Raw genomic sequence first — 25,997 nt, forward strand, 5'->3', positions numbered from 1 at the left:
TAATCGATGAAACCTGCCCTCTTCTCCGCCTGGCAGACCTGGGCGCTGCTCTCGGCCTGCTTTGCGGCGCTCACCGCGATCTTCGCCAAGGTCGGCGTCGAGAACATCAATCCGGATCTGGCGACGTTCATCCGCACGATCGTGGTGCTGCTCGCCTTCTCGGTGCTGCTGTTCTTCACCGGACAATTCGCGGTGCCGTCGGCGGTCTCGTCGAAGACCTGGCTATTCCTGGTGTTGTCCGGGCTTGCGACCGGCGCGTCCTGGCTGTGCTATTTCCGTGCTCTGAAGCTTGGCCCCGCGACGCTGGTGGCGCCGATCGACAAGCTCAGCGTCGTGCTGGTAGCCCTTTTCGCCTTCACCTTTCTCGGCGAGCGTCCGACTGGACAGGGCTGGCTTGGCATCGCCATGATCGGCGCCGGCGCGGTGCTGCTGGCCGTGAAGTTTTGAAGGGCGGAACAAAGGTGGCGTGAGATCGGTTTCTGGCCGGTCGCTTCCCAGCCTCGATCGAGAGACCGATGTCGAGCCAAGCCTCCCATCACCCCACCGACCAGACGAGACGCGCCGGCCGCGCGCTGGATGCGGCCAACTTCTTCCTCGCCGACGTCCGCGACGGGCTTGGGCCCTATCTCGCCGTCTATCTCCTCACCGAGCAGCACTGGGACGAGGCGCGCATCGGCCTCGTGATGTCGATCGCGACCGTTGCCGGCATCGTGGCGCAGACGCCGGCTGGCGCGCTGGTCGATGCGACGCGGGCGAAGCGGCTGGCGATGGTTATCGCCGCCATCATGGTGACGCTGGCGTCACTGTCGCTGCCGCTGTTTCCCACCTTCCTGCCGGTCGCGGTCTCGCAGGGCATCGCGCAGGCCGCCGCAGTGATCTTTCCGCCGGCGATCGCCGCCGTCTCGCTCGGCATCTTCGGTCATGCCGCCTTCACCCGGCGGATCGGCCGAAACGAGACCTTTAATCACGCCGGCAATGCAGTCGCCGCCGGGCTGGCGGGACTTTCCGCCTATTGGTTCGGCCCGACCGTGGTGTTCTACCTTCTCGCTGCCATGGCGGTCGCAAGCCTCGTGAGCATTCTCGCAATCCCCGCTCGCGCCATCGACCACGACCTCGCCCGCGGGCTGCACGACGCCGATACCGGTGACCAGCCGGAACAGCCCTCAGGTCTCGCGGTGCTCCTGACCTGCCGCCCCCTCCTCGTCTTCGCGGTCTGCGTCGTGCTGTTTCACCTGTCCAACGCGGCCATGCTGCCGCTGGTCGGGCAGAAACTCGCGCTGCAGGACAAGACCATGGGCACCAGCCTGATGTCGGCCTGCATCGTCGCAGCTCAAATTGTAATGGTGCCGTTCGCGATGCTGGTCGGCGCGAAGGCCGACCGCTGGGGCCACAAGCGCTTCTTCCTCGCCGCATTGTTGATCCTGCCCATTCGCGGCGCACTCTATACACTCTCCGACAATCCGTTCTGGCTGGTCGGCGTGCAGCTTCTGGACGGTGTCGGCGCCGGCATCTTTGGCGCGATCTTCCCCGTCATCGTCGCCGACCTCACGCGCAACACCGGCCGCTTCAACGTCGCGCAGGGCGCCGTCATCACCGCCCAGAGCATCGGCGCGGCGCTGTCGACGACGCTTGCGGGCCTCGTCGTGGTCGGCGCCGGCTACAGCGCGGCGTTCATCACGCTTGGCGCGGTCGCCGCGATCGGCGCCGTCGTCTGCCTCCTCGCCTTGCCCGAGACCCGGCGTGGCACCTTGCAGGTACAGGGGAAGACAGCGGCTCCAGCATCGGTTATCGCTGCCGAATGAACCGACCCAACCTCAAGGACTGAACGTGCCGTCTGACGCCATCTGGGCCTGGAGCATCATCGTCGCCGCGACCGCAGGCGTCATCATCCGGCCTTTTCGCCTGCCCGAGGCGATTTGGGCCGTGATCGGCGCCGGTGCCCTGGTGCTGCTCGGCCTCCTGCCGAGGCAGGACGCGCTCACGGGCATCGAGAAAGGCGTCGACGTCTATCTCTTCCTGATCGGCATGATGCTGATCGCCGAGCTCGCCCGGCTCGAAGGCCTGTTCGACTATCTCGCCGCCCTCGCCGTCGAATATGCGGCCGGCTCACCTCAGCGGCTGTTTCTGCTGATCTATCTCGTCGGCACCGTCGTCACCGTGCTGCTCTCCAATGACGCCACCGCGATCGTGCTGACACCCGCCGTCTACGCTGCGACGCGCGCGGCCGGCGCCAAGCCGCTGCCCTATCTGTTCGTCTGCGCCTTCATTGCGAACGCCGCAAGCTTCGTGCTGCCGATCTCGAACCCCGCCAATCTCGTGGTGTTCGGCGCGCGCATGCCGCATCTGACCGAATGGCTGCGTCAGTTCGCCCTGCCCTCGCTCGCCTCGATCGTGCTGACCTTTGTCGTACTGCGCATCACCCAGCATCGCGCGCTGAAACAGGAGATCATCGAGCGCCGCGTGCCGCACAAGGCGCTCAGCCGCGGCGGCAAGCTGACCGCGATCGGCATTGCTGCGATCGGCGTGGTGCTGATCACGGCCTCCGCGCTCGACAAGCAGCTTGGCCCGCCGACCTTCATCTGCGGCGCCGTGACGACCGGCCTCGTCCTGCTGCTCAGCCGTCAGTCGCCCATGTCGGTACTGAAGCACGTGTCCTGGAGCGTGCTGCCGCTGGTCGGCGGGCTTTTCGTGATGGTGGAAGCACTGGTGAAGACTGGCGTGATCGGCCATCTCAGCGCACTTCTGCACGAGGCCGTCGCGCAGTCCGTACCCGGGGCCGGCTGGAGCGTTGGGATCGCCACCGCCATCGCCACCAATATTGCCAATAACCTGCCGGTCGGCCTCGTCGCCGGGTCGATCGTGGCCGCCGATCACCTGCCCACCTCGGTCGTCAGCGCCATCCTGATCGGCGTCGACCTGGGACCGAATTTCTCGATCACCGGTTCGCTCGCGACCATCCTGTGGCTGGTCGCGCTCCGCCGCGAAAAAATCGAGGTCGGCGCCTGGCCGTTCCTCAAGCTGGGGCTGCTGGTGACGCCACCCGCCTTGATCGCAGCGCTTGCGGCTGCGATCCGGTAATCGCGTGCAATTTGCGGCGCATCAATGTCGCCGCCAAAGCCGGACCTATGCTTCTTCGCGTCGCGCAGTCTCATACGGCGCGGCACGGAGGTCCATCATGCAGATTCAATCAAAGGCATTGCCGCAGAGTTTTTCCCTACGTCGGTCGTTTCGGAGCTTCACCGCGCCGGAACAAGGTGGCGGGACATATCACCCCCTGCTCGTCGTCTCGGTCGTGGTGCTGCTGACCCTGTTCGCGATCGTGGAGATCGACCTCCACAGCGCCCAGCTTCAGGCGATCGGCCTGCTCGGCCATGGGTCCGGGATCAATCCCGTCTTCCTGAGCCCGTAGCGGGAAAAGCCGATCGCGGCCACAAGGCCGCGACCGGGCAACGCGTCAGTCGTTCTCGTAGCCGTAGACTTCCGGCAGGATGAAGATTGCGGCGAGCAATCCGATCAGCGGGAAGATCGCGACCATCAGCGTGGCATTGGCCTGCCCGATCGCGGCGAATACCGTCGGGAACAGGAAGATCGCCAGGAACGACGGCAGCTTCACGAACATGTAGGCGAAGCCGCTGGCCGTGCCGCGATACTTGGGCTTCGCAACCATGGTCGGGATCGTCATGCAGTTCGACGCGTCCCAGTAGTGGCCCCACAACATGGCGGCCGCCGCGAACGGCAGCAGGATCTTGTTGTCGGTGTAGAGCGCGAAGGCAGCGACCAGCAGCGAAGCCAGCACGATGCTGAAGCCGGCGATCGAGATGCCGCGGTGGCCGATTTTTGGCGTCAGCAGCGGACCGACCCAGCCGGACAGGGCCGCGAAGGAGAACAGCGCCATCGTCACCAGGTTGATGCCGAGCACGCTCGACACGCCGACCATCACGAACAGCACCGGCAGATAGAATGCGAAGGTCGAGAACTCGCTGCCTTGCGCGAAACAGGCGATCCAGCCGTAGATCGTGGCGCGCCAGCGGATCGGGTCCTTCCTGAGGTCGGCGATGAAGGCACGTGTGCTGACCTTCGGCACCTTCACGTCGTGGTCCGGCAACATGTCGAGATTGTCGTTGAACATCTCGCGCGCGACCTTCTTGGCCTCGCGGTAACGTCCCTTCTGCACCAGCCACACCGCCGTCTCCGGCACGTCGTGACGCATGATCAGGATAATCAGCGCCGGAACCGCGCCGAGACCGAGCGTCACGCGCCACAGCATCTCGTGCTGCATGTCGATCAGCAGGAAGATCACGATGACACCGATGGTAAGAACTTCACCGACGGCGAACATGAATTGCCAGCGATTGCCCATGACCTCGCGCTCACCCTTGGCCATGGATTCCATGATGTAGGTGTAGCCGGTCGAAATATCCGAGCCGAGCGGAATGCCGAGCAGGAAGCGGATCACGATGAGCCAGGTCACGTTCGGCACGAAGGCCTGCGCCAGCGCGAGCACGATGAACAGCACCATCGTCACCAGGAACATGACGCGGCGGCCGATCTTGTCGGAGAGCCAGCCGCCGAGCAGCGCGCCGATCAGGGCGCCGCCCTGCGTGCCGGCGGCGGCAAGACCCAGCATCAGCGGATCGGGATTGTACTGTTCCTTGATGAAGATCAGCACGAAGGCGATCGAATAGAGATCCCAGGCTTCGACCAGGATCGAGGCCATCATCAGCCAGCCGACCTTGTTGCCCTTGGGACTGTAGTTCGTGATGAGGTAACGGACCGCGGCTTCGCTCGCGGTCGGTTGTGGCATCGCCGTCGTTAACATCTTTGGTCCTCTCTTCAAAACTTTCTTACGTGCCGAGCAGCGGCTCGATGCTGCAATCGAGCAGGCGCGGATCGATCCCCGCCTCCATGCCCGTGAACATGTGGTCCATGTAGTCGATCAACGCATCGCTCGCCTTCACCGCGTCCTCGACGTGGCGGCCGGCGACCGCAACGAGAATGGCGAGGTGGCGATCGATCGTGCCTGACAGTTCGGCCTGCCCCGGCATGAAGCGATGGTGGATGTAGCCGATGCGGCGGTACAGCGTGTGCAACGGCCGCAGCGTGTGCACCAGGAAGGGCTCGCCGGCGGCTTCCAGCACCAGCGCGTCGATGCGGCGATCGATGCTGTTGAATTCGTCGAGGGTCAGGGTGGCGCGGCGTTCGCGCAGCAGACGCTCGATGTGCAGCGCCTGATTGCGATGCGACAGGCTGGCGCGATCCGCCGCGAGCCGCACGACGAAGCGCTCCATGTCGCGGCGCAAGGCCAGCAGCATCCGCTCGCGCGCAAGATCGATCGGCGCGATGTGCAGGCCGTGGCGCGGACGGATGATGATGAGCGTGTCAGCGGAGAGGCGATTCACGGCGTGATGCACCGGTGTGCGCCCGAAGCCGGTGATGTGCTGCAATTCCAGCATTGTCATGAATTGTCCGGGCTTAAGCTCGCAGTGGACGAGCAGCTCTTCGATCCTCTGATAAGCCAGCTCGAAGAAGTTGAGCCGGTTGCGCCGGGAGGGCTTGCCCTCGCCGTCGTCCTCGTTTCTCACCACCTCGAGCGCGCGCTTGCGCCGTGCCATGTCGTCCTCCTGTCAGCCGCGCTCTCATTGCTGGGTGGCGCCTTAGTTGTGGGACCCTTAAAACATGTTGTGATATATTACAAGCAGGCGTAAGACGTTCGCGCGATCTGCAACATGTTGCAGTGCGAAATGAGACGTCAGGTGCGAGGCGCCTGTGATGGGAGGACTGTTGCCGTGAAGATCACGTCAATCGAGACGCTGCGCACCGAGGAATTTTCCAACGTCATCTGGGTACGCGTTCACACCGACACGGGCATGATCGGTCTCGGCGAAACCTTCTATGGCGCGGGCGCGGTCGAAGCGCAGATCCACGACACCTTTGCCGGCCGCCTGCTCGGCCGCAATCCGCTGCACATCGAGGCGATCCATCGCGACATGCTGAACCTGCCGATGGCGCAGTCCTCCACCGGTGTCGAATACCGCGCGGCGTCCGCAATCGACATCGCGCTATGGGATCTGTTCGGCAAGGTCTGCAATCAGCCTGTGCACCAGATGCTCGGCGGCCTCTGCCGCGACAAGCAGCGCATCTACAACACCTGCGCCGGCACCCAATATGTCCGCTCCACCAATATCAGCCCCGTCGCCAACTGGAATCTCGGCGCCTCCAAAGGCCCCTACGAAGACCTCGACGGCTTCATGCACCACGCCGACGCGCTGGCCGAAAGCCTGCTGGAGAGCGGCATTTCCGCGATGAAGATCTGGCCGTTCGATCCGGCGGCCCAGGAGAACAAGGGCCTCTACATCACCGCAGCCCAGATGAAGCGGGCGATCGAACCGTTCGAGAAGATCCGCAAGGCCGTCGGCGACAAGATGGAGATCATGGTCGAGCTCCACTCGCTCTGGAACCTGCCGACCGCCAAGCAGATCGCGCGCGCGCTCGAGCCCTACAAGCCGACCTGGTACGAAGACCCGATCCGGATGAACTCGCCGCAGGCGCTGGCCGAATATGCCCGTTCGACCGATGTCTGGGTCTGCGCCAGCGAGACGCTGGGCTCACGCTTCCCCTACAAGGACATGCTCGACCGCGACGCCATGCATGTGGTGATGGCAGACCTGTGCTGGACCGGTGGCCTCACCGAGGGCCGCAAGATCGCGGCGATGGCCGAGACCTATCACCGCCCGTTTGCGCCGCATGACTGCATCGGCCCGATCGGCTTCATCGCCGCCATCCACATGTCGTTCAGCCAGCCCAACACGCTGATCCAGGAATCGGTACGCGCCTTCTACAGGGGCTGGTACAATGAGCTCGTCACCACGATGCCCACGATCAAGGACGGCTTTGTCTATCCGATGGAAGGACCGGGCCTCGGCGTCGACCTTCTGCCCGCCGTATTTGACCGCTCCGATCTGACCGTGCGTCGCTCCAACGTCTGAGGATTTCTTGAGATGAGCACCGCCCTCTTCGACCTTTCCGGCCGCACCGCGCTCGTGACCGGCTCCTCCCGCGGGCTCGGCCGCGCCATTGCCGAAGGCATGGCCAAGGCCGGCGCCAAGATCATCATCAACGGCGTCGACCCCAAGCGCGTCGAGCAGGCCGTCGCCGAGTTTCGCGCCGCCGGTCATCAGGCCGAGGGCGCCGCGTTCAACGTCACCGATGAGCCCGCGATCGTCGCGGGCTTCGAGCGCTTCGACCGCGAAGGGCTCGCGGTCGACATTCTCGTCAACAATGCCGGCATCCAGCACCGCAAGCCGCTGGTCGAGTTCACCACCGACGAATGGCGCAAGGTGATCGAGACTGACCTCACCAGCGCCTTCGTGATCGGCCGCGAGGCCGGCAAGCGCATGATCCCGCGCAAGCACGGCAAGATCATCAATATCGGCTCGCTCGGCAGCGAGCTCGCGCGTCCCACCATCGCGCCCTACACCGCGGCCAAGGGCGGCATCAAGAACCTGACCCGCTCGATGGCGGTGGAATGGGCCCAGCACGGCATCCAGGCCAATGCGATCGGCCCCGGCTACATGCTGACCGACATGAACGAGGCGCTGGTCAACAACACCGACTTCAACAACTGGCTGATGGGCCGCATCCCCTCCAAGCGCTGGGGCAGGCCGGACGAACTGGTGGGCGCGGCGATCTTCCTGGCTTCGGATGCTTCGACCTACGTCAACGGACAGATCATCTATGTCGATGGCGGCATGATCGCCGCGATGTAATCGCGAAAGCCAAGGGAACGAGACCATGCGCGCCGTCGTCATCCACGCCCCGAAAGACCTGCGGATCGACAGCTATCCCGATCCAGCCCCCGCCTCGGGCGAAGTCCGCGTCAAGATTGCGAACGGCGGCATCTGCGGCTCCGATCTGCACTACTACCACCACGGCGGCTTCGGCGTCGTGCGCATCCAGCAGCCGATGGCGCTGGGCCACGAGATCGCGGGCGTGGTCGCGGCGGTCGGTGACGGCGTCACCAATGTGAAGCCGGGCACGCGCGTCGCCGTCAATCCGAGCAGACCGTGCGGCCAGTGCCTGCATTGCCAGGAAGGCATGCGCAACCAGTGCCTCGACATGCGCTTCCTCGGCAGCGCGATGCGTTTTCCCCATGTCCAAGGCGGTTTCCGTGAATTCATCACGGTCGATGCCGCGCAGGCGGTGCCGATCGCGGACAAGCTGACACTGGCGGAAGCTGCGGTGGCTGAGCCGCTCGCGGTGTGCCTGCATGCCGGCAAGCAGGCCGGCCCCCTCCTCGGCAAGCGCGTGCTGATCACGGGTTGCGGGCCGATCGGTGCGCTGATGATCCTGGTCTCGCGCTTCGGCGGCGCGTCCGAGATCGTGGTGACCGATGTCGCCGACGCGCCGCTCGCGGTTGCAAAGAAGCTCGGCGCCACCCACGCCATCAATGTCGCGACCGATGCCACAGCGCTCGATCCCTGGCGCGCCGGCAAGGGCGTGTTCGACACCCTGTTCGAGGCCTCCGGCAACCAGGCCGCGCTTCGCACCGCGCTCGACGTGCTTCGGCCCGGCGCGACGCTGGTGCAGCTCGGTCTCGGCGGCGAGATGACGCTGCCGATCAACTCCATCGTCGCCAAGGAATTGCAGCTCCGCGGCACCTTCCGCTTCGACCCCGAATTCGAGCTCGCGGTGCGGCTGATGGGCGAAGGGTTGATCGACGTGAAACCGCTGATCACGGCCACCATGCCGTTCGAAAACGCGGTCGCCGCGTTCGAACTCGCCAGTGACCGCTCGCAGTCGATGAAGGTGCAGCTGACGTTCTAGGGCTGGTATCGCGGTTACTGGCTCCCGATCAGCTTATCGCTGACCAGCCGGACCGCGCCCCGTTTCCACGAATAGTCCGCACCCATCCGCAGGCCGCTGTCGCCACGTGACAGCACCGCACCGGTCCTGGCATCGCGGACCTGGAAGCCGAGCGTGTATTCGGTGCGGCTGACCCGCCGCACCACGCCGATCAACGACTGATCCGCGCCGAGCTTTTGCGCGATCGCCGCCTCGCAGCCACCGCAATCCCGCAAGGCGCGCGCCTTGACCGCCTCGCCGCCGGCATCAACGATGCGGTAGCGGCCGGATTGGCCCAGCGCCTCGCGCACGCTGCCGGTGACCTCGGCCAGATATGACGCATCCGACGTGGCTGAAGTGCCAGTCGAGGCGGCGGTCGTGTCCTCGAGCTCGAAATCGAACACGGCCAGCGCGACCGGCGCGGGCGTGGCGAGCGCGGCCATGACCTCGCGAGACACGAAAATCTCGGCACGCTCCCATGATTCATCGTTGTCGCCGCGGAAGGTGTAGAGCTTGTCCATCACGAGCTTCCTGGCGCCGACGTCGATGACGGCGACCTTGGCCCATTGCACCAGCGTGCTCGTCTTCTGGATGCCGCCGATGACCTTGAATGCCGCGCCGTCCTGGGCAGACGGCACCGGCCGGTAACGACCGTCCGCACTGATATCCCGCCTGAGCGCGGCCATGAACGCCGACAGCCGCCGCTCATGGGCGGCGGTCTGGTTGGCCGGCTCGGCGGACGTATCGGTGTAGCTGAAATCGTCCATGGCAACGCCAATGGCATCCTCGGCGCCGGCAGGCGAGGAGGCCGCCGGGAGGACGAAGAGGAGGAAAGCAGAGAGGATCAAGCTGATACGGCGCATGCGGGCCTCGTGTGGTGGAGCGGCGGCGCAATCTGGACGGCAACCTCATGCCATGCAGCTGCGCTGGTCCCGATCAAGGCCGGGAAAATTTCACGACGTTGCACCGCGGTATGCGCAGTGCTTTCCGCCGCTCGCGTTCTGCCGTTTAATGCGCCGGCGACAATTCCGTTCGCGCCAGGTGCCCGCCGATGTGGAACCGCCCGAGGTTCGATCTCAAGGTCCGTCTGACGTTGCGCGTGGCCGCCATATCGGCCGCGTGCTTCGCCGCGATCTCCGCCTATTTCCTCATCACCGCCGACCGCGCGGCCCATGCGCGCCTCGACGACATCGCCGCCATCGTGGCCAAGACGCTGGAGCTGCAACAGGGCAAGATCCAGTGGGTGGCTAGCCCGCGCTCGGACTTTCCCAACCTCGACCCCGTTTCGGCCTATGTGATGACGCCCGGCCTGTGCCTGGCGTTCCGCGGCGTGAGCGGCGACATCATCCAGCGATTCTGCAGTGGCGCGCCGATCCCGGCGAACCCGCCGCCGCAAGTCTTCGTGGCTTTCTATCGCAGCCTGTTCGACCCCGGCCGCGAGGCGGCACGGCCCGTGATCGTGCGCGGAACGAAACTCGGCGAGACCGTGGTCTCGGTCGACCCGGCCGTGCAGACGGCCGACGCCTGGCACGAGGCCGGCCGCCTGATGCTCGCACTTGCGATCGCACTGCCGCTGTTGTGCGTCCTGGTCTACGCTGCGCTGGCGCGTGCGCTGCGCCCCACCCGCATGATCCGCTCCGGCCTCGAACGGATCGCCGCCAATGACCTGTCGACGCGGCTGCCGCCGTTCGATCTCGCCGAGCTGTCGGCGATCCGCGACGTCTTCAACCATCTCGCCGAAAGCCTCGACATCGCGCTGGCCGAGCGCAGCGAGCTGACGCGGAAACTGATCGCACTCCAGGACGAGGAGCGCCGCCATCTCGCACGCGAGCTGCATGACGAGTTCGGCCAGTCGCTGGCCGCCATCCGCGCGCTCGCCTCCTCCGCCCGCCAGACCGCCGTACAGGACTGCCCCTCCCTGCTTGGCGAGTGCGACGGCATCGCGCGGACCGCAACCGGCATGATGGAGACGCTGCGCGGCGCGCTGTTCCGGCTGCGCCCGCCTGATGTCGAGGAGCTCGGGCTCGTGGCGAGCCTCGAAGGCCTGGTTGCGGGCTGGAACGGGCGTAGCCGCGGCCAGACGCGGTTTTCGATCCGGTTCGACGGTGCGTTCGCGACCCTGCCCGCCACGATCAGCGCGAGCCTCTACCGCATCGTGCAGGAGGCGCTCACCAACGCCGCCAAGCATGCCGGCGCCACGCGGGTAAGCCTGGAGCTTGCGATGCGTGCCGACGAGATCGCACTTGCGATCGACGACGACGGACGGTCGAACGATCCCGTCGCAAAATCCGGAATGGGCCTGCTCGGCATGCGCGAGCGCGTCGCGGCCTTGCGTGGCCAGTTGAGCTTCGAGGCCGCGCCGAACGGCGGCTCCGCGCTGCGCGTGGTCATTCCGCTTGCAGGCCTCGATCGGCACTCACTGGAGCGCGCGGCATGAGCGCGGCCGATGCGACCATTCTGCTGGTCGACGACCATTCCGTCGTCCGCGAGGGCTATCGCTCCGTGCTCCAGAAGCAGCCGGGGCTTCGCGTTGTCGCCGAAGCGGCCGACGGCGCCGAGGCCTACCGTCTGTTCAAATCCGAGGCGCCCGACCTCGTCATCATGGATCTGAGCATGCCCGGCATCGGCGGCATCGAGGCCGTCAGGCGCATCAGGCAATGGGACAAGGCGGCACGGATCCTCGTCTTCACCATGCACGAGAATGCCGGCTTCGCCGTGCAGGCGATCCGCGCCGGCGCGCGGGGCTATGTCACCAAGACCAGCCCGCCCGAGACGCTGGTGCGCGCCGTGATGGACGTGCTCGCCGGCAAGATCGCCGTCAGCCCCGACATCGACCACGAGCTCGCGCTCAGCCGTATCAGCGGCGAGAGCTCGGCCGCCGACGTGCTCACGCCGCGCGAGTTCGAGGTGCTGCGGCTGCTGCTCGCCGAGAACACGACGGAGGAGATCGCCGAGACGCTCCACGTCAGCCCGAAGACGGTGGCGAACCTGCATTCGCTGATCAAGGACAAGCTCGGCGTCGGCTCCGACATCGAGCTGGTCCGGCTGGCGCTGCGGCAAGGCCTGCTGACGCAGGCCGATCTCGGCGAAGCCCGGTCGCTCAGGCCAGATAACGCGTGAGATAGCCTTCCATGGCGTAGAGCGCGCAGAGCGCGAGGCTCGACCACACCGCAGCGGTGAAATACAGGAACATCCAGGTCAGCTCGCCCTTCCAATGCGCGATGTCGTGGGTCACCACCCAGCGCGTCGCGACGTCATGCAGACCTTCGAGGAAGCCGAGGAGCTTGTTGCCCTCTTGATGCCCTGCCCGCCAGCGGCTGAGATACATCGGCACGTCGACGGTGACGAGGAAGGCGAGGAAGCAGGCGATGCCGACGATGCCGGCGATCAGCGCCCATCGCACCGGTCCCTGGAATTCCGGCATGAGGCGGCACAGCGCGATGCCGGCGAGGAAAAACGTCACCGCCCACAGCGAGTTCTCGATCGCGTTGTAGAGGAAGTTGGTGGTGACGACCGCGTACCAGGAGAAGCACTCCGCGACGATGATGATGGGCACGATCACCAGCGCGATGTTCACCGCGGTCTCCGCGCCCGTCATGTGACCCAGCTGATGCAGGATGATCGCCCATTGCGCGACGAAGCACAGTTCGGCCACGGTCGCGACGGTGCGGCCGACGAAGACGCTGGAGAGCCAGGTGTCGAACAGGCAGATGCGCTGCACGTCGGCGCGCGGCAGGAACGATCGGAACGCGCAGCCGAACACATAGCCGGCGCAGAGCAGGAACATCAGCCCGATATCCGAACCGCCGCCGGCGCTGCCGGCAACCGTCGGATAGAACTCGCGGTACAGCATGAACCAGACGAGAATGTTGGCACTGCTGACAAGCGTCAGGGACCCCCACCACCACGCGAGGGGATTTGACCGCGCCTGCCACTGCAACATGAATCGCTCCGCCGTAACCGATATGACATTTAGTGGTAGCAATTCTGTCATAAATCGGCGGCACGACGCGACAAAAATCTACGTTATGGCGCTGTCATAATTGACCTGCGCGCTGTCATATTCGAGAAGGCGGCTGCTCTCCCCATGCGTTTCCGAGCTTATTCCGGGGCGCCTCTTCGAGGCCCCCGGAATAACGCGGGGACTCTATTTCTTCATCCCACCAACATACGCCGCGAGCTTGTCCAGCGTCTGGTAGCCATATTCGACGGCACCGAAGCCGATCATGCCGTCGCGCTGCTCGGTGCTCGAGGCCAGTTGCCGCATCATCAGCACGGTCTTGCCGTTGCTCTGCTCGGCAAAGGTGAGGGTGAAGCGGAACATGCCGGGATCGTCGTCCTGGTCGACGCCGTGATCCATCTCCATCAGCGACGGCCGCTCGATGCGGCGGAAGCGCATGCGGTTCGGATAGACGGTGCCGTCGGGACCGATCATGTTGAAGCGCCAGACGCCGCCGACACGCACGTCGATCTCGAAGGTCTCGATCTTGAAGCCCTTCGGCCCGAACCATTGCGGGAGATGTTTTGGATCGGACCACGCCTCGAACACCAGATCGCGCGGCGCGTCGATCACGCGCGACATCACGATCTCGCGGTCCATCGACCATTGCGACAGAGCGGGATTGGCAGAATTCGTCATCACTCAGAACCTTTCCGTTTGGTTGTGCGGGACGGTCGCTTGGCGGCCGCCCTCTCCTTCTCTTTCTTCAGTTGCATGACGTAAGCCTCGAACCGGTCGAGCCGCGCCTCCCAGATCGCGCGCTGCTGCTGGAACCAGTCCTCCGCGCCGACGAGCGCGTCCGGGCTGAGCCGGCAGGTGCGCACGCGGCCGGATTTCTCCGACTGAACGAGCCCGCTCGTCTCCAGCACATGGATGTGTTTCATGAAGCTCGGCAGCGCCATCTCGAACGGATCGGCGAGCTCGCCGACCGACGCCTCGCCGGCACAGAGCCGCATCACGATCGCCCGCCTTGTGGGATCGGCAAGGGCTGCGAAGACATGGTCGAGCTGGGATAATTGGTTAGCCATGAAGCTAACTATAGGCCCGCCATCGCCCGGCGTCAATAATTGTTAGCCCACAAGCTAAGTATTTTTCCGCAAGCCCCGCCGGCGGAACCCACAACGCGCAATCGTGAATTGGGACACGCAGCCCTCGCCGTTAGAAGAGAGAGGGGGCGCATCGCATCATGCGTCAGAGCCGTGCCGTCTGTTGTCACCTCATCACACCTCACCCGGCGGGCCCTCGCGCGGGCTGCGCTGGTTCCCCTCGCGTTGGCCTGGCCGCGCCGCGCATCCGCGGATTCCGACATGATCGCGCAGATGCGCGACATCGTCGCCAACGAGCTGGCGCCGACCGCGACGCCGGACCAGCCGGGCGGCCTCGCCGCCGCGCTCTATGCCGGCCGCCATGTCGAGTTCTTCAACTACGGCTTCGCCGACGACGGCACGCGACGACCGGTCACACCGGACACGCTGTTCAACCTTGGTTCGCTGCGCAAACCGTTCGAGGCGGCGCTGGTGGCGCTGGGCTCGCTCCGGAGTGAATTGCGGCTCGACGACCGCCTGCCGAAATATCTGCCCGAGCTCACCGGAGACTATGTCCGCCGCGTCACCGTCGGCCAGCTCGCCATGCACACGTCGGGCATGCTGCTGTCGACCGACCATCCACCCTGGCCGAACGACTCGTTCTCGCGGGCGCAGTTCATCGACATGTTCAACGCCTGGAAGCCGCAGGCCGGCGAAGCGCCCGGCAAGCAGCGCATCTACAGCCATGCCTGTTACGTGCTGCTTCAGCTCGTGCTCGAGCGCTGCTACGGCGCTCCGATCACAACCCTGTTCGAAGAGCGCATCCTTGGGCCGATCGGCATGAATGCGACCTCTTTGCCGGAGCGCGGCGAGGACAACCGCGCCGTCATGGACACGGCGTGGATGCAGCGCGTCGTGCAAGGCTATTCGGATCAGGGCATGGCGATCGGCCCACCCGGCAACCAGCAGAGCTATTTCGACTTTCCCGGCGCCGGCCAGATGTTTTCGTCCGCGCGGGATCTCGCGACCTTCGTTGCGGCCTGCGTCGACGACCGCTCGGTCGAACCGCATTTGCGCGAGGCGCTGCGGATGACGCAGCGCGAGACCTTCCGCGTCGACGACAAATTCGGACAAGGCATGGCCTGGGAGACGGTCCACCTCCCCGACGCCACCATCGTCGACAAGCCCGGCGGCCTCAACAATGCCTCCGGCTATCTCGGCCTCGTCCCTATCAGGCAGATCGGCTTCGTCCTGCTCGCCAATCGCGGCGAATACCCGCACGAGATCGTTCGCTACAAGATCCTGCCCGCGCTGGCGAAGCTCGTCGCCTCGCACTGAACCGTCCCTCGCAACAGAAAGCCCCGGCAGAGCCGGGGCTTTCCGCGCCAGATCAGGAACGGGATGCTCAGTACCTGGCGACGACCGGTCCGCCGAACTTGTAGTTCACGCCGACGCGCACAATGTTCGACTTGAGATCGACCGAGTGGGTGTAAACGTTGCTCGGATATTGCGTTACGCCGCCGACCAGATTGGTACTGGTCGCGCTGGCGCGGCCGAGATCGACGTAGAGATATTCGACCTTGAGCGACCAGCCGCCGCCGAAGGCATATTCGGTGCCGACGCCCGCGGTCCAGCCGAGGCGCGTGTCGCGAATCGCGGCCGACTCGGTCGCGGCTGAGAACGTGTCGGTGAAATTGAAATTGCCCTTCACCTCGGAGATCGCCGCGCCGCCCGTCGCGTACAGCAGCCAGGTCGGAGCCGCGAGGAAGCCGATGCGACCGCGGATGGTGGCGAGCCAATCGGCCGAGACCTGCGACGACACGGTAAAGCCTGTCGGCGCGCAGCAGGGATAGAGCGCAGAGCCCGTCGCGCTGCCCTTGAAACCGAAATAGTTGATGTCGCCTTCGAGGCCGAGCACGGCGTGGTTGACCTGCCAGTTGTAGCCCGCGGTAAAGCCGCCGGTCACGCTGGAGCTGTTGACGCCTTGGGCGCCGACCGTGTTGATGGCGGGGACGCTGCTGGCGGCGAAATAGCCGGCCGGCGTCCAGATGGTCGAGGTGTTCAGATCGGCGTTGCCCCACTGCCCGCCGACATTGCCGCCGACGTAAAAGCCGGTCCAGTTGTAGGCCGGCGCCATCACCGGCGCCTTGGTGTATTGCGCCGCGAGGTCGGCCGCATGCGCGGATGCGGTGCCGAGCACAATTGAAGCGACCGCCAGCAAAAACTTGTTCATTCCGAGTCTCCATGCCCCACGCGATCGACGCTCGCGTTTCAATTGCGCACCGGTGGGAGCCATCCGGCGCAGATTGGGGAATAGGGAGTGGACCGCTCGCCGTCTCGGTCTGCGGCGCAGTTCGTATGGACTGTGACGTAGTCCGTGACTTATCGCGCAAGACCAGTGACGAGTGTGACCCGAACGCCACGCGTCGCCCCGCCGCAGCGGCGCACCGCGCAGGCCGCGCGTCGCGTTACGACAAGTGCACCAGAATGGCGGAGCGAAGCCGCGCGCCGACTCACACCGAGCGCGTCAGTCCGCCGTCGACGCGGATATTCTGGCCGGTGATGTAGGCGGCACCCTCGGACGCCAGGAACGACACCGTCGCCGCGACCTCCTCGACCTTGCCGTAACGCTTCATCGGCACGCTGTCGCGCCGCGCATCGGTCTGCGGCAGGCTGTCGATCCAGCCCGGCAGCACGTTGTTCATACGGATGTTGTCGGCGGCATGGGTGTCGGTGAAGATCTTCGTGAAGGCGGCGAGGCCGGCGCGGAACACCGCAGAGGTCGGAAACATCGCGCTCGGCTCGAATGCCCAGGCGGTCGAGATGTTGATGATGGCGCCGGCCTTCTGCGCCTGCATCACCGGCGTCACCAGCCGGGTCGGCCGGATCACGTTGAGGAGATAGGTGTCGAGGCCGGTGTGCCACTGCTCGTCGGTGATCTCCGTGATCGCCGCGCGCGGCCCGTGGCCGGCGCTATTGACGAGCACGTCGATGCGTCCCCATTTGGCCATCGCCCCGTCGACGAGCCGCTTCAGATCATCGTTCGACTTGTTGGAGCCGGTGACGCCGAGGCCACCGAGCTCGACTGCCAGCGCCTCGCCCTTGCCGGAGGACGACAGGATCGCGACGCGAAAGCCGTCGGCCGCGAGCCGCCGCGCAGCCCCTGCCCCCATGCCGCTGCCGCCAGCCGTGACAAGTGCGACCTTCTCTGCTGCCATGACCGATCATCCCTGTGTTGAGGCGAGCCCCAGGCCCGGCCTATCATGAGGCCTTCTACCGCCGGACCTGCCGCCAGGTCCACCGCCGAAGGCATCCATCATGAGCGATCTGCAGATCCGCAATTTGCGCCCCGAGGAGATCGCCATCGCCGTCGACTGGGCCGCGGCCGAGGGCTGGAATCCGGGCCTCGGCGACGCCGCCTGTTTCGCGATCCCGGACGCGAAGGGCTTCTTCGTCGGCGAGATCGACGGCGAGCCGGTCGCAACAATCTCCTGCGTCAACTACGATGACCGCTTCGCCTTCCTCGGCTTCTACATCGTGCGCTCAGGCTTTCGCGGCGTGGGCCACGGCCTGCGCATCTGGAACGCGGCGATCGCGCATGCGGGCGCCCGCGTGATCGGGCTCGACGGCGTCGTCGCGCAGCAGGATAATTACAAGAAGTCCGGCTTCCAGCTGGCCTACGCCAATATCCGCTACGGCGGCATCGTCGCCGCGCCGCCGAATCCGCCCGCCGAAATTGTCGCGCTCGACAATGTCCCGTTCGCGCTCGTTGAAGCCGACGACGCGACCGCCTTCCCGGCCGCGCGCAGCACCTTCCTGCGCGCCTGGGTCAACACATCAGGCCATCTCGGCGGCGCGCTGCTGCGCGACGGCAAGCTCGCGGCATGGGGGGTGATCCGGCCCTGCCGGACCGGCCACAAGATCGGCCCGCTCGTCGCCGACGACCGCGGAGCGGCGGAAGGGATCGTGCAGGCCCTGCTGGCGAGCGCTGGTGGCGGGGAAGTCTTCCTCGACGTCCCCGCGATCAATCGCGAGGCCATCGCGCTCGCGGAATCGCTCGGGCTCCAGCCGGTGTTCGAGACGGCGCGGATGTACACAGGGCCGATCCCGCCGCTGCGGATCGACCGCGTCTTCGGCGTGACCAGCTTTGAGCTGGGCTAGCTGGGCGGACGACGCCGCTCAGTAGCAGCGCATGATGTTGACGGTGTGCTCGGCGCCGCCGCGGCCGGGCACCGTCACCTGCTCCGTCGGGCAGCTCGGCACATAGGGCCGGTCGGACGGCACCACATTCGGCGGGAAGCGATGGGTCCAGTCCCAGGGAACGTCGTACGTATAGGTGTAACGCACGTCGGTGGAGGCCGGCTGCCCGGCATCGACGAAAGGCTGGTTATAGCCTGCGTTGTCGTAGAACCCGCCGCCGCCCGGCCAATAGACCCAAGGCGTGTTGCGGCCGCGGAACCGGGCGCCAGGACCGATCTGCGGACGCGCGATCGCGCCGGAAGGCGCGCCGGCCATCCCGTGCGCGGCGGTGGCGGTGGCGCCAGGCCTGGCAAAACCGTCATTGGCAGAAAGGAGCAGCGCGGCTGCGCTGAGCGAGGCGAAGAGCGCCCCATATGATCTGGACATCATGATACGCACCAACTCGTTTGGCTTCGGCGGCTCCCCACCGCACGCTAGGCCGGCCCGTCGCCCACCCGCAAACGTATAATTAATTGTTGGTTAAGGCACGGGATTAACAGGGAGCTTGGTGCGGCAAGTCGCCCGGGATTCTGTGCTGATTTCAGACACTTCGTTCCGGGGTAGTCCTCATGACCCGTTGATCGGAGTTGATCGCGCTCGCCGAATTTGGCGGCGGCAATTTTGCTTGAAGTCGCCTCCTCCCCGAGCGCAGCGAAGCAATCCAGGGTCTTGCCGCGGAGGAATTCCGGATTGCTTCGGTGCCCTCGCAGTGACGGCGTCGAGGCGGCTGAGCGCAACAACTGCGATCTCGCGCCCGACAACGCCCCATCCGTGGGTGCCTGGTCACCTCCCCGTCACTTCTGCTTGCTCCTTGGGCCTTGTAACAAAACTGTCATGCAGCAAAACTAAACGATGGCCGGGGGCCGCGGTCGCGGCCATTGCCGCCTCACCGCAGGAGATTTCGATGCGCCGTTCACTGGTGTTGCTGTCCGCCGGGCTGACAGTCTTGTCCACCGGACTTGCCTCCGCCCAGAACAACACGCCCCGCAACCTGATCCTCTTCATCCCCGATGGTCTGCGCGCGCTGAAGGTGACGCCGGAGACCGCGCCGGCGATGGCCGAGGTCCGTGACAAGGGCGTCAATTTCAAGAACCCGCATTCGCTCTTCCCGACCTTCACCATGGCCAACGGCTCGGCGATGTCGACCGGTCACTATCTCGGCGACACCGGCGTGTTCTCCAACACGATCTGGACCAACTATACGTCCGTCCCCGCCGGCGACACCGTGGTCCCCTTCATCGAGAACGACGCCGTGCTCGGCGACATCGACGAGCATTTCAAGGGCGACTATCTCAACGAAGAGACGATTCTGAAGATGGCCCGCGACAAGGGCTTCAGCACCGCGGCGATCGGCAAGGTCGGTCCGACCTACCAGTTCGACCACACCGACAAGCCCGAAAAGGCCGGCCTGCATTCGGTCGTGTTCGACGACTCCACCGGCGGCAAGAACGGCGTGGCGCTGCCTGACGAGGTGAAGGACGCGCTGACCAAGGCCGGCCTGCCCCTCGCCACGCCGCCGCGCGGCGACAATTCCAAGGCGGGCGATGCCAAGACGCCCGGCACCGTTGTCGCCAACGTCGCGCAGCAGGCTTATTTCGCCGACGTCGCCGCCAAGGCCGTGCTGCCGATGTTCAAGGCGCGCAACAAGCCGTTCGTGCTGGTGTTCTGGTCGCGCGACCCTGACGGCACCCAGCACAACCAGGGCGACAGCCTCAACCAGATCAAGCCGGGCATCAACGGCCCGAGCACGATGGCGAGCATCAAGAACGCCGACAACAACCTTGCCCAGCTCCGCAAGGCGCTCGACGAGCTCGGGCTGGCCGCGAATACCAACATCATGATCCAGGCCGACCACGGCTTCTCGAGCATCTCCAAGGAGAGCAAGACCAGCCCCTCGGCCAAGGTCAGCTATGACGACACGCCGAAGGACTTTTTGCCGATGGGCTTTTTGGCGATCGACCTCGCCAAGGCGCTCGACCTGCCGCTGTTCGACCCCAACGACAAGAACGCCGCCGTCACCGGCAACGCCCATCCGAAGGCCGGCAACGGCGTGCTCGGCAAGGATCCGACCAAGCCTGATCTCGTCATCGCCACCAATGGCGGCTCGGACCTGATCTACCTGCCGAACAAGGACAAGAAGCTGGCGGCAAAGACCGTCAAGGCGCTGCTCGAGCAGGATTACGTCTCCGGCCTGTTCGTGGACGACTCGCTCGGCCGCATCCCCGGTACCCTGCCGCTGTCGAGCATCAATCTGCGCGGCAAGTCGGCGACGCCAACGCCGGCGATCGTCGTCAATTTCCGCTCCTATGCCAGCGATTGCGGTGAGGCGCCGACCAACTGCTCGGTGCAGGTCGCCGACACCGTGCTGCGCCAGGGCCAGGGCATGCATGGCAGCTTCAGCCGCGGCGACACCATGAACTTCATGGCCGCGATCGGTCCGGACTTCAAAGCCGGCTATGTCAGCCAGATCCCGGTCAGCAATGCCGACGTCGGCATGACGGCCGCCCAGCTCATGGGCCTGCGCGGCCCGCAGAACGGCGGCCTTGTCGGCCGCGTGATGTCGGAGGCCCTGCCCAACGGCATCGTGCCGAAGGCCTATACCGGCACGCTGAAGTCCAAGCCCGCCGAGGGCGGCCTGGTGACCGTGCTGAACTTCCAGCGTGTCGGCAGCCAGCGCTATTTCGACGCCGCCGGTTTCCCGGGCCGCACGCTCGGGCTCGAGCCGGACGCCGGCAAACAAAAAACGGCGGGGAAATAACCCCGCCGTTGTCTGTCGCGCCTCGCAAGGGGCGCGACAGTCTCGTCTAACTCTTACATTCCCAGATCTTTTACATGCCGATGTCGAATACGTTCGGCAATTGGCCCGCCAAAGGCAGCGCAGTGGCGCCCAGGAAGGTCGCCACCATCGCCATCAGGCGACGGTTGTTCTGGCGCTTGCCGCGCATCTGTCCGGCGATCCACTCCAGCATCTCGCTGTTGACCTTGGCGGCGTAGGACGGCGCCCAGCTCTCGATCTCGGACTCTGCCGACAGCGCGACGCTGCGCGGCGGCACCTTCAGGCCCGAGGCGCTCGCGGCGTAATGGGCAACGGCCTTGGCGAGCAGGTCGTCGAACCGGCCGCCATCGGTGCGCTCGGTTGCGGCTTCATTGATCTCGAACAGCGCCTCGGCTTCGGCGCGGCTGACCGGCTGGTCGTTGACGGCCGTGGCGGTCAGGATGCGCGCGCACCAGGCGGTGTCATCGGCATCGAGCGAGCGGGAAAAGTGGACCCGGCCCTTGGTGGTCGGGCCTTCGCCCGTGATCACGCCGTCGCGCACGACGGTCAATGCATGAGCCGCGGTATCGCGGCAGGACGGTTCGAGGGACGGCGACTCAACAGACTTATGCGCAGCGGCAGACATAGTTCACTTCCAGATTTCTTCTGATCGACCAGCATTTTCATGCGGGCGTAAAGGGGTGGTTAATGATTCGATATGGGGATCGCGACTTTTCTCAATGGTTGCCGATTAGTCGCTACGAGGACCATTTCGGTTCCGGAGGCGTCGGGGCGAGCGTGATGCGGGTCATAAAAGGCATTATGGGGGCAATCGAGACCGTACGGCTCCGGTCGAGATGTTTCGTCGCAGGCGCGGCTGTAACAGAAAGGTGCTAGGAAATCGGCCCTTCAGAGAAGAAATTCACATTTTACTTGAAGCGGTTCACTTAGGGTCGCGGAGACCCTATACTGGCCGCGACGGCCAAAGATAAATTACCAAGTAAATTCAATGAGATGAGGTAGAACCATGACACTCCCGATCGGCACCACCGCGCCCGACTTCGAAGCCGAGACCACCGAAGGGAAGATCAAGTTCCACGATTGGATTGGCAATAGCTGGGCTCTCCTGTTCTCCCACCCCAAGGACTTCACGCCGGTTTGTACGACCGAGCTCGGCGCGCTTGCCAAGCTGAAGCCGGAATTCGACAAGCGCGGCGTCAAGCTGATGGGCCTTTCGGTCGATCCGGTCGACCGCCATTCCAAATGGTCGGAGGACATCAAGGAGACCCAAGGCGCCGCCCCCAACTACCCGATGATCGGCGACACCGACTTCAACGTCTCGAAGCTCTACGAGATGCTGCCGGCCTCGACCTCGGGCGATCCCCTCACCCGCACGCCGGCCGACAACCAGACCGTCCGCAACGTCTTCATCATCGGGCCGGACAAGAAGATCAAGCTGGTGCTGGTCTATCCGATGACGACAGGCCGGAATTTTCAGGAGATCCTGCGCGTCATCGACTCGCTTCAGCTCACCGCCAAGCATCGTGTCGCCACGCCGGCCGACTGGACGCAGGGCGAGGACGTCATCATCGCCGGCTCGGTTTCCAACGACGAGGCGAAGACGATCTATCCGCAGGGCTGGAAGGAACCGAAGCCCTACATCCGCATCGTGCCGCAGCCGAAGTGACTTTTGGCGGTCGCGGATAGCGACCGCAAAAAGTCATCCCAGCATCGAACTCTGGTGCGCAATGGCGCACCAGGGGTTCGGTCCTTCGGACCGCCCCGGAAATGACCGAGTTGGATTAGGCCGCGTGCACGCGGTCGAGGAAGCTGTCGACCTCGGCCTTCAGATGCAGGCTCTCGCCTGACAGCGCCTGGGCAGAGGCGAACATCCGGCTCGACGTCTCTCCCGTCTCGCTCGCGCCCTTGGCGGCGTGACGGACATTGACCGCGACATCGGCAGTACCGGAGGCCGCAGCGCGAACGCTGGCTGCGATGTTGTGGGTGGCGCTCCTCTGCTGCTCGACCGCGGCCGAGATCGAGCCCGCGATGCCGCTGATGCGCTCGATGGTCTGGCCGATCGCCTTGATGGCGGTGACCGATTCCTCCGTTGCAAGCTGCATGCTGGCGATCTGGTTCGAGATCTCGTCCGTCGCCTTGGCGGTCTGGCCGGCGAGCGTCTTGACCTCCTGGGCCACCACCGCGAAGCCGCGACCGGCGTCCCCGGCGCGCGCGGCCTCGATGGTGGCGTTCAGCGCCAGAAGATTGGTCTGCTCGGCGATCGAGGTGATCAGCTTGACGACGTCGCCGATGCGCGCCCCCGCTTCCGAGAGCTGCGCCATGCGCTGGTCGGTGGCTTCGGCCTGCCGTACCGCCTCGGCGGAGATCTCGTTCGATTCCTGCACCCGGCGGGTGATCTCGGAGATCGACTGGGACAATTCGTCGGAGGCTGAGGCCGCCGTGCGCACGTGCTCGGAGGCGTTCTCGGATGCGCCGGCCGACTGCGCCGACAGATCGGCGGTGGAGCGTGCGGTGTCGGTGAGTTGCCGCGCCACCCGCTCGAACTCACCGGAGGAGCTCAGCACCTTGTCGAGGATGCCGCCGACGCCGCCGCGGAACTGCTCGACGAAATTGCGCAGCTCCGCCTTGCGCTGCTCCGCCGCGGCAGCAGTGGCCGCGGTCTGCTCGCTGCGCAGGCGCGCCCGCTCCAGCGAGTTGCTCTTGAACACCGCGACCGTGCGGGCGATCTCGCCGATCTCGTCGGCGCGATCCTCGCAATCGATCTCGACGTCGCTCTTGCCTTCGGCGAGCGCCGTCAGCGAGCGCGTGACCGAGGTCAGCGGCCTGGTGATACGGCGGACGACCAGCAAGGTGAGGACCAGGACCAGGAGCGCCGCAATACCGGCCGCAATCGCCATGCTCTCGATGGCCTGGGTCAGCATGCTCTCGAACTGCGCCATGGGGATGCCGACATAGAGAATGCCGACGACCTTGCCGGTGGCATCCGCGACCGGGAAATAGGCGGTCATGAAGGTTTTGCCGAACAGCGTGGCCGGGCCCCTGTACGCCTCGCCGCGGCGCAGGACGGCCTGCCCGGGATGATCGGCGGCTAGCTGGGTCCCGACAGCGCGGTCGCCGTTCTCCTTCTTCACGTTGGTCGAGCGGCGGACGAACTGCCCGCTCGCATCATCGAACACGAACAGGGTCGCGTTGCCGCCGACATAGGACACCGCGCGATCGACGATGGCGTGATCCCTGAACTCCGGCATTTTGGGAATCTCGGCGCGCGCGACCCCGCCATCCCGCATCGTGATCTTCGCGTCGGGAACGACCTCGGCAAAAGCCAGGGCCAGCGTGCGCAAATTAACCTCGATGTCGCGCAGCGCGCGATCGTTGAAGGCGGAGGTGAGCGACCAGTAGCCGGCGCCGACCACAAGCGCCGTGTTCACGGCGATCAGCAGCACAGCGCACAGGACGGCCTTGGTACCCAGCTTGAATTGCGGCAAGAACTTTGCCGTCGCACGGTTGGACATGAATGGAACTACCCCCGGAATTCCTGCATATTCATGCAATCGGCTTACGACCGAATTAACGACGGTTCACACCGCCGCACGCGGCATGCTTGCCAAATTGTAAACGAGGCCTGCCCTGACCACGCCAAGCGCGCCGCCTGTCATCGCCTGGTTCCGCGATGACCTCCGCCTGTCCGACCATCCCGCCCTCCATGCTGCCGCCAAGACAGGCGCGCCGGTGATCTGCCTCTATGTGATGGATGAGATGGCCGGACGGCCGCCGGGCGGTGCGACGCGCTGGTGGTTGGCGCAGTCGCTGCGGGCGCTCGGCGCCGAGATCGCCACGCGCGGCGGATCGCTGATCCTGCGCAAGGGGCCGGCGGCCAAGGTGATCCCCGAAGTGGCGCGCGAGAGCGGAGCCGCAATGGTCTACTGGAACGGGGTCGCGCAGGCGCCACACCACGCCGTCGAGAAACAGCTCGAAGCGGCGCTGGCAAAGCGCGGCGTGGACTCGCAGAGCTTCCCTGGCGACTTGCTGGTCCCACCCTCGGCGATCCGCAACAAGGAGGGCCGCGGCCTTCGCGTCTTCACGCCGTTCTGGCGGCGGATGCTGTCGCTGGGCGATCCGCCCAAGCCTCTGCCCGCACCGCGGGAGCTACGCCCCGCGCCGCCGCTCGCCAGCGACGCGCTGGAGAGCTGGACGCTCGAGCCGACAAAGCCCGACTGGGCTGGCGGCCTGCGCCAGACCTGGACGCCGGGTGAAGCCTCGGCCCGCGTGCGCCTGCGCGACTTCCTCATGCACACCGCGCGCGTCTATGTCGGCGATCGCGACCGCCCGGATCGCGAGGGGACTTCAAGCCTGTCGCCTCATTTGAGGTTCGGCGAGCTCAGCCCGCGGCAGATCTGGCACGCCGCGCGCTTTGCAGCAGCGGAGAATCCCGCGATCGGGCCCGGCGTCGAAAAATTCCTGAGCGAGCTCGGCTGGCGCGAATTCTGCCGCCACCTCCTCCACGATCACCCGAGCCTTGCCACCGAAAACCTGCAAACGAATTTCGATGGCTTTCCCTGGAAGGGCGACAAGAAAGCGCTCGCCGCCTGGCAGCGCGGACGCACCGGCTATCCCATCGTCGATGCCGGCCTGCGCGAGCTCTGGCACACCGGCGCGATGCACAACCGGGTGCGGATGGTGGTGGCGTCCTTCCTGGTCAAGCATCTCCTGATCGACTGGCGCGACGGCGAGAGCTGGTTCTGGGACACGCTCGTCGATGCGGATGCCGGCAGCAATCCCGCCAACTGGCAATGGGTCGCCGGCTGCGGCGCCGACGCCGCACCCTATTTCCGCGTGTTCAATCCAACTCTCCAGGGCGAGAAGTTCGATCCTGATGGAGCCTATGTCCGGCGCTGGGTACCCGAGCTGAAAGACGTGCCGGCCAGGCTGATCCATCAGCCCTGGCAGGCATCACCGATCGAGCTTGCGAGCGCGGGCGTCACGCTCGGCAAGACCTATCCGCAGCCGATCGTCGATCACGCGAAGGGGCGCGAGCGCGCGCTCGCCGCCTACGCAAAGATCCGCAAAGGTTGAGCGCTGCTTTGACACTATTTTGAAACCCGCTATCGTCATCGCT

At 65.4% G+C, this 25,997-nt stretch carries 25 protein-coding genes; 14 read left to right on the plus strand and 11 right to left on the minus strand.

What is annotated here, in order from left to right; all coding sequences use genetic code 11:
• Positions 1–6 precede the first annotated feature (6 nt).
• The 4 genes from CT676_RS16185 to CT676_RS16200 all read left to right on the plus strand — a co-directional run bounded on the left by CT676_RS16185 (position 7) and on the right by CT676_RS16200 (position 3,409).
• On the plus strand, positions 7–447 hold the full coding sequence (locus CT676_RS16185; RefSeq protein WP_063982673.1) for an EamA family transporter: 441 nt from the start codon (positions 7–9) through the stop codon (positions 445–447).
• A 68-nt stretch (positions 448–515) separates the two neighbouring features.
• Positions 516–1,802, plus strand: coding sequence for an MFS transporter (locus CT676_RS16190; protein ID WP_135214918.1), 1,287 nt, complete (start codon positions 516–518; stop codon positions 1,800–1,802).
• A 25-nt stretch (positions 1,803–1,827) separates the two neighbouring features.
• Positions 1,828–3,078: an arsenic transporter gene (locus CT676_RS16195; RefSeq protein WP_167768059.1), complete on the plus strand. Its 1,251-nt coding sequence runs from the start codon at positions 1,828–1,830 to the stop codon at positions 3,076–3,078.
• Between the two features lie 97 nt (positions 3,079–3,175).
• Positions 3,176–3,409, plus strand: a complete 234-nt coding sequence (locus CT676_RS16200; protein WP_063982670.1) for a hypothetical protein — start codon at positions 3,176–3,178, stop codon at positions 3,407–3,409.
• A 45-nt stretch (positions 3,410–3,454) separates the two neighbouring features.
• Here the strand turns inward: CT676_RS16200 and CT676_RS16205 are convergent, their stop codons facing one another.
• Both CT676_RS16205 and CT676_RS16210 read right to left on the minus strand, forming a co-directional pair.
• Positions 3,455–4,819: an MFS transporter gene (locus CT676_RS16205; protein WP_135214920.1), complete on the minus strand. Its 1,365-nt coding sequence runs from the start codon at positions 4,817–4,819 to the stop codon at positions 3,455–3,457.
• A gap of 25 nt (positions 4,820–4,844) precedes the next feature.
• Positions 4,845–5,612, minus strand: a complete 768-nt coding sequence (locus CT676_RS16210; protein WP_028152288.1) for a GntR family transcriptional regulator — start codon at positions 5,610–5,612, stop codon at positions 4,845–4,847.
• A 174-nt stretch (positions 5,613–5,786) separates the two neighbouring features.
• On the opposite strand from CT676_RS16210, the gene CT676_RS16215 reads away from it, so the two are divergent.
• The 3 genes from CT676_RS16215 to CT676_RS16225 are packed head-to-tail and all read left to right on the plus strand — an operon-like array spanning position 5,787 to position 8,823.
• Positions 5,787–6,986: a mandelate racemase/muconate lactonizing enzyme family protein gene (locus tag CT676_RS16215; RefSeq protein WP_167768060.1), complete on the plus strand. Its 1,200-nt coding sequence runs from the start codon at positions 5,787–5,789 to the stop codon at positions 6,984–6,986.
• Between the two features lie 12 nt (positions 6,987–6,998).
• Complete coding sequence (locus CT676_RS16220; RefSeq protein ID WP_135214922.1) at positions 6,999–7,766, plus strand: SDR family oxidoreductase; 768 nt, start codon at positions 6,999–7,001, stop codon at positions 7,764–7,766.
• Between the two features lie 25 nt (positions 7,767–7,791).
• Positions 7,792–8,823 carry an L-idonate 5-dehydrogenase gene (locus tag CT676_RS16225; protein WP_135214923.1) on the plus strand — a complete coding sequence of 344 codons (1,032 nt, stop codon included), beginning with the start codon at positions 7,792–7,794 and terminating at the stop codon, positions 8,821–8,823.
• Between the two features lie 14 nt (positions 8,824–8,837).
• Here the strand turns inward: CT676_RS16225 and CT676_RS16230 are convergent, their stop codons facing one another.
• A complete protein-coding gene (locus CT676_RS16230; RefSeq protein ID WP_135214924.1) occupies positions 8,838–9,704 on the minus strand; it encodes a DUF3280 domain-containing protein in 867 nt (288 codons plus the stop codon).
• A gap of 188 nt (positions 9,705–9,892) precedes the next feature.
• Here CT676_RS16230 and CT676_RS16235 point away from each other — a divergent pair, with 188 nt between their 5' ends.
• Complete coding sequence (locus CT676_RS16235) at positions 9,893–11,278, plus strand: HAMP domain-containing sensor histidine kinase (RefSeq protein WP_135214925.1); 1,386 nt, start codon at positions 9,893–9,895, stop codon at positions 11,276–11,278.
• Positions 11,275–11,961, plus strand: a complete 687-nt coding sequence (locus CT676_RS16240; RefSeq protein WP_135214926.1) for a response regulator transcription factor — start codon at positions 11,275–11,277, stop codon at positions 11,959–11,961. Before CT676_RS16235 ends, CT676_RS16240 begins: the two co-directional genes overlap by 4 nt.
• Here CT676_RS16240 and CT676_RS16245 read toward each other — a convergent pair.
• From CT676_RS16245 to CT676_RS16255, 3 genes are all read right to left on the minus strand, one after another.
• Positions 11,942–12,784, minus strand: a complete 843-nt coding sequence (locus CT676_RS16245; RefSeq protein ID WP_063982663.1) for a hypothetical protein — start codon at positions 12,782–12,784, stop codon at positions 11,942–11,944. The genes CT676_RS16240 and CT676_RS16245 overlap by 20 nt on opposite strands.
• Before the next feature lie 204 nt (positions 12,785–12,988).
• Positions 12,989–13,480 (minus strand): SRPBCC family protein, encoded by a 492-nt coding sequence (locus CT676_RS16250; RefSeq protein WP_167768061.1) that lies wholly within the window; start codon positions 13,478–13,480, stop codon positions 12,989–12,991.
• A complete protein-coding gene (locus CT676_RS16255; RefSeq protein ID WP_063982661.1) occupies positions 13,480–13,869 on the minus strand; it encodes a metalloregulator ArsR/SmtB family transcription factor in 390 nt (129 codons plus the stop codon). The genes CT676_RS16250 and CT676_RS16255 overlap by 1 nt, the downstream gene beginning before the upstream one ends.
• Before the next feature lie 279 nt (positions 13,870–14,148).
• On the opposite strand from CT676_RS16255, the gene CT676_RS16260 reads away from it, so the two are divergent.
• Complete coding sequence (locus CT676_RS16260; RefSeq protein WP_167768062.1) at positions 14,149–15,204, plus strand: serine hydrolase; 1,056 nt, start codon at positions 14,149–14,151, stop codon at positions 15,202–15,204.
• Between the two features lie 67 nt (positions 15,205–15,271).
• Here CT676_RS16260 and CT676_RS16265 read toward each other — a convergent pair whose 3' ends face one another.
• Both CT676_RS16265 and CT676_RS16270 read right to left on the minus strand, forming a co-directional pair.
• Positions 15,272–16,099: an outer membrane beta-barrel protein gene (locus CT676_RS16265; protein WP_135214929.1), complete on the minus strand. Its 828-nt coding sequence runs from the start codon at positions 16,097–16,099 to the stop codon at positions 15,272–15,274.
• Between the two features lie 280 nt (positions 16,100–16,379).
• The gene (locus CT676_RS16270) at positions 16,380–17,084 is read right to left on the minus strand and encodes an SDR family oxidoreductase (protein WP_135214930.1); all 705 of its coding nucleotides are present in this window, start codon (positions 17,082–17,084) and stop codon (positions 16,380–16,382) included.
• 100 nt (positions 17,085–17,184) lie between these two features.
• Between CT676_RS16270 and CT676_RS16275 the strand changes: the two genes are divergently transcribed.
• Complete coding sequence (locus tag CT676_RS16275) at positions 17,185–18,027, plus strand: GNAT family N-acetyltransferase (RefSeq protein ID WP_135214931.1); 843 nt, start codon at positions 17,185–17,187, stop codon at positions 18,025–18,027.
• 18 nt (positions 18,028–18,045) lie between these two features.
• On the opposite strand, the gene CT676_RS16280 is transcribed toward CT676_RS16275, so the two are convergent.
• On the minus strand, positions 18,046–18,495 hold the full coding sequence (locus tag CT676_RS16280) for a hypothetical protein (protein ID WP_167768063.1): 450 nt from the start codon (positions 18,493–18,495) through the stop codon (positions 18,046–18,048).
• 514 nt (positions 18,496–19,009) lie between these two features.
• On the opposite strand from CT676_RS16280, the gene CT676_RS16285 reads away from it, so the two are divergent.
• Positions 19,010–20,863 (plus strand): nucleotide pyrophosphatase/phosphodiesterase family protein, encoded by a 1,854-nt coding sequence (locus CT676_RS16285; RefSeq protein ID WP_135214933.1) that lies wholly within the window; start codon positions 19,010–19,012, stop codon positions 20,861–20,863.
• Positions 20,864–20,933: 70 nt separating this feature from the next.
• On the opposite strand, the gene CT676_RS16290 is transcribed toward CT676_RS16285, so the two are convergent.
• On the minus strand, positions 20,934–21,506 hold the full coding sequence (locus tag CT676_RS16290; RefSeq protein ID WP_028154483.1) for a hypothetical protein: 573 nt from the start codon (positions 21,504–21,506) through the stop codon (positions 20,934–20,936).
• A gap of 381 nt (positions 21,507–21,887) precedes the next feature.
• On the opposite strand from CT676_RS16290, the gene CT676_RS16295 reads away from it, so the two are divergent.
• The gene (locus CT676_RS16295; protein WP_014494579.1) at positions 21,888–22,547 is read left to right on the plus strand and encodes a peroxiredoxin; all 660 of its coding nucleotides are present in this window, start codon (positions 21,888–21,890) and stop codon (positions 22,545–22,547) included.
• A 115-nt stretch (positions 22,548–22,662) separates the two neighbouring features.
• On the opposite strand, the gene CT676_RS16300 is transcribed toward CT676_RS16295, so the two are convergent.
• Positions 22,663–24,393: a Cache 3/Cache 2 fusion domain-containing protein gene (locus CT676_RS16300; protein ID WP_135214934.1), complete on the minus strand. Its 1,731-nt coding sequence runs from the start codon at positions 24,391–24,393 to the stop codon at positions 22,663–22,665.
• Between the two features lie 169 nt (positions 24,394–24,562).
• Between CT676_RS16300 and CT676_RS16305 the strand changes: the two genes are divergently transcribed.
• Positions 24,563–25,954, plus strand: coding sequence for a deoxyribodipyrimidine photo-lyase (locus CT676_RS16305; protein ID WP_244623176.1), 1,392 nt, complete (start codon positions 24,563–24,565; stop codon positions 25,952–25,954).
• The last annotated feature ends 43 nt before the right edge of the window (positions 25,955–25,997 follow it).

Origin of the sequence: Bradyrhizobium sp. MOS001 (assembly GCF_004634465.1) — a bacterium.
Taxonomy (GTDB): Bacteria; Pseudomonadota; Alphaproteobacteria; order Rhizobiales; family Xanthobacteraceae; genus Bradyrhizobium; species Bradyrhizobium barranii.

Bases quoted from the DNA above. Each gene is read 5' to 3' on its own strand.
- CT676_RS16235 (WP_135214925.1), top strand. From the start codon at position 9,893: ATGTGGAACCGCCCGAGGTTCGATCTCAAGGTCCGTCTGACGTTGCGC.
- CT676_RS16225 (WP_135214923.1), top strand. From the start codon at position 7,792: ATGCGCGCCGTCGTCATCCACGCCCCGAAAGACCTGCGGATCGACAGC.
- CT676_RS16260 (WP_167768062.1), top strand. From the start codon at position 14,149: ATGATCGCGCAGATGCGCGACATCGTCGCCAACGAGCTGGCGCCGACC.
- CT676_RS16220 (WP_135214922.1), top strand. From the start codon at position 6,999: ATGAGCACCGCCCTCTTCGACCTTTCCGGCCGCACCGCGCTCGTGACC.
- CT676_RS16185 (WP_063982673.1), top strand. From the start codon at position 7: ATGAAACCTGCCCTCTTCTCCGCCTGGCAGACCTGGGCGCTGCTCTCG.
- CT676_RS16290 (WP_028154483.1), bottom strand. From the start codon at position 21,506: ATGTCTGCCGCTGCGCATAAGTCTGTTGAGTCGCCGTCCCTCGAACCG.
- CT676_RS16295 (WP_014494579.1), top strand. From the start codon at position 21,888: ATGACACTCCCGATCGGCACCACCGCGCCCGACTTCGAAGCCGAGACC.
- CT676_RS16210 (WP_028152288.1), bottom strand. From the start codon at position 5,612: ATGGCACGGCGCAAGCGCGCGCTCGAGGTGGTGAGAAACGAGGACGAC.
- CT676_RS16300 (WP_135214934.1), bottom strand. From the start codon at position 24,393: ATGTCCAACCGTGCGACGGCAAAGTTCTTGCCGCAATTCAAGCTGGGT.
- CT676_RS16285 (WP_135214933.1), top strand. From the start codon at position 19,010: ATGCGCCGTTCACTGGTGTTGCTGTCCGCCGGGCTGACAGTCTTGTCC.
- CT676_RS16230 (WP_135214924.1), bottom strand. From the start codon at position 9,704: ATGCGCCGTATCAGCTTGATCCTCTCTGCTTTCCTCCTCTTCGTCCTC.
- CT676_RS16280 (WP_167768063.1), bottom strand. From the start codon at position 18,495: ATGATGTCCAGATCATATGGGGCGCTCTTCGCCTCGCTCAGCGCAGCC.
- CT676_RS16250 (WP_167768061.1), bottom strand. From the start codon at position 13,480: ATGACGAATTCTGCCAATCCCGCTCTGTCGCAATGGTCGATGGACCGC.
- CT676_RS16240 (WP_135214926.1), top strand. From the start codon at position 11,275: ATGAGCGCGGCCGATGCGACCATTCTGCTGGTCGACGACCATTCCGTC.
- CT676_RS16255 (WP_063982661.1), bottom strand. From the start codon at position 13,869: ATGGCTAACCAATTATCCCAGCTCGACCATGTCTTCGCAGCCCTTGCC.
- CT676_RS16190 (WP_135214918.1), top strand. From the start codon at position 516: ATGTCGAGCCAAGCCTCCCATCACCCCACCGACCAGACGAGACGCGCC.
- CT676_RS16265 (WP_135214929.1), bottom strand. From the start codon at position 16,099: ATGAACAAGTTTTTGCTGGCGGTCGCTTCAATTGTGCTCGGCACCGCA.
- CT676_RS16205 (WP_135214920.1), bottom strand. From the start codon at position 4,819: ATGTTAACGACGGCGATGCCACAACCGACCGCGAGCGAAGCCGCGGTC.
- CT676_RS16200 (WP_063982670.1), top strand. From the start codon at position 3,176: ATGCAGATTCAATCAAAGGCATTGCCGCAGAGTTTTTCCCTACGTCGG.
- CT676_RS16275 (WP_135214931.1), top strand. From the start codon at position 17,185: ATGAGCGATCTGCAGATCCGCAATTTGCGCCCCGAGGAGATCGCCATC.
- CT676_RS16270 (WP_135214930.1), bottom strand. From the start codon at position 17,084: ATGGCAGCAGAGAAGGTCGCACTTGTCACGGCTGGCGGCAGCGGCATG.
- CT676_RS16245 (WP_063982663.1), bottom strand. From the start codon at position 12,784: ATGTTGCAGTGGCAGGCGCGGTCAAATCCCCTCGCGTGGTGGTGGGGG.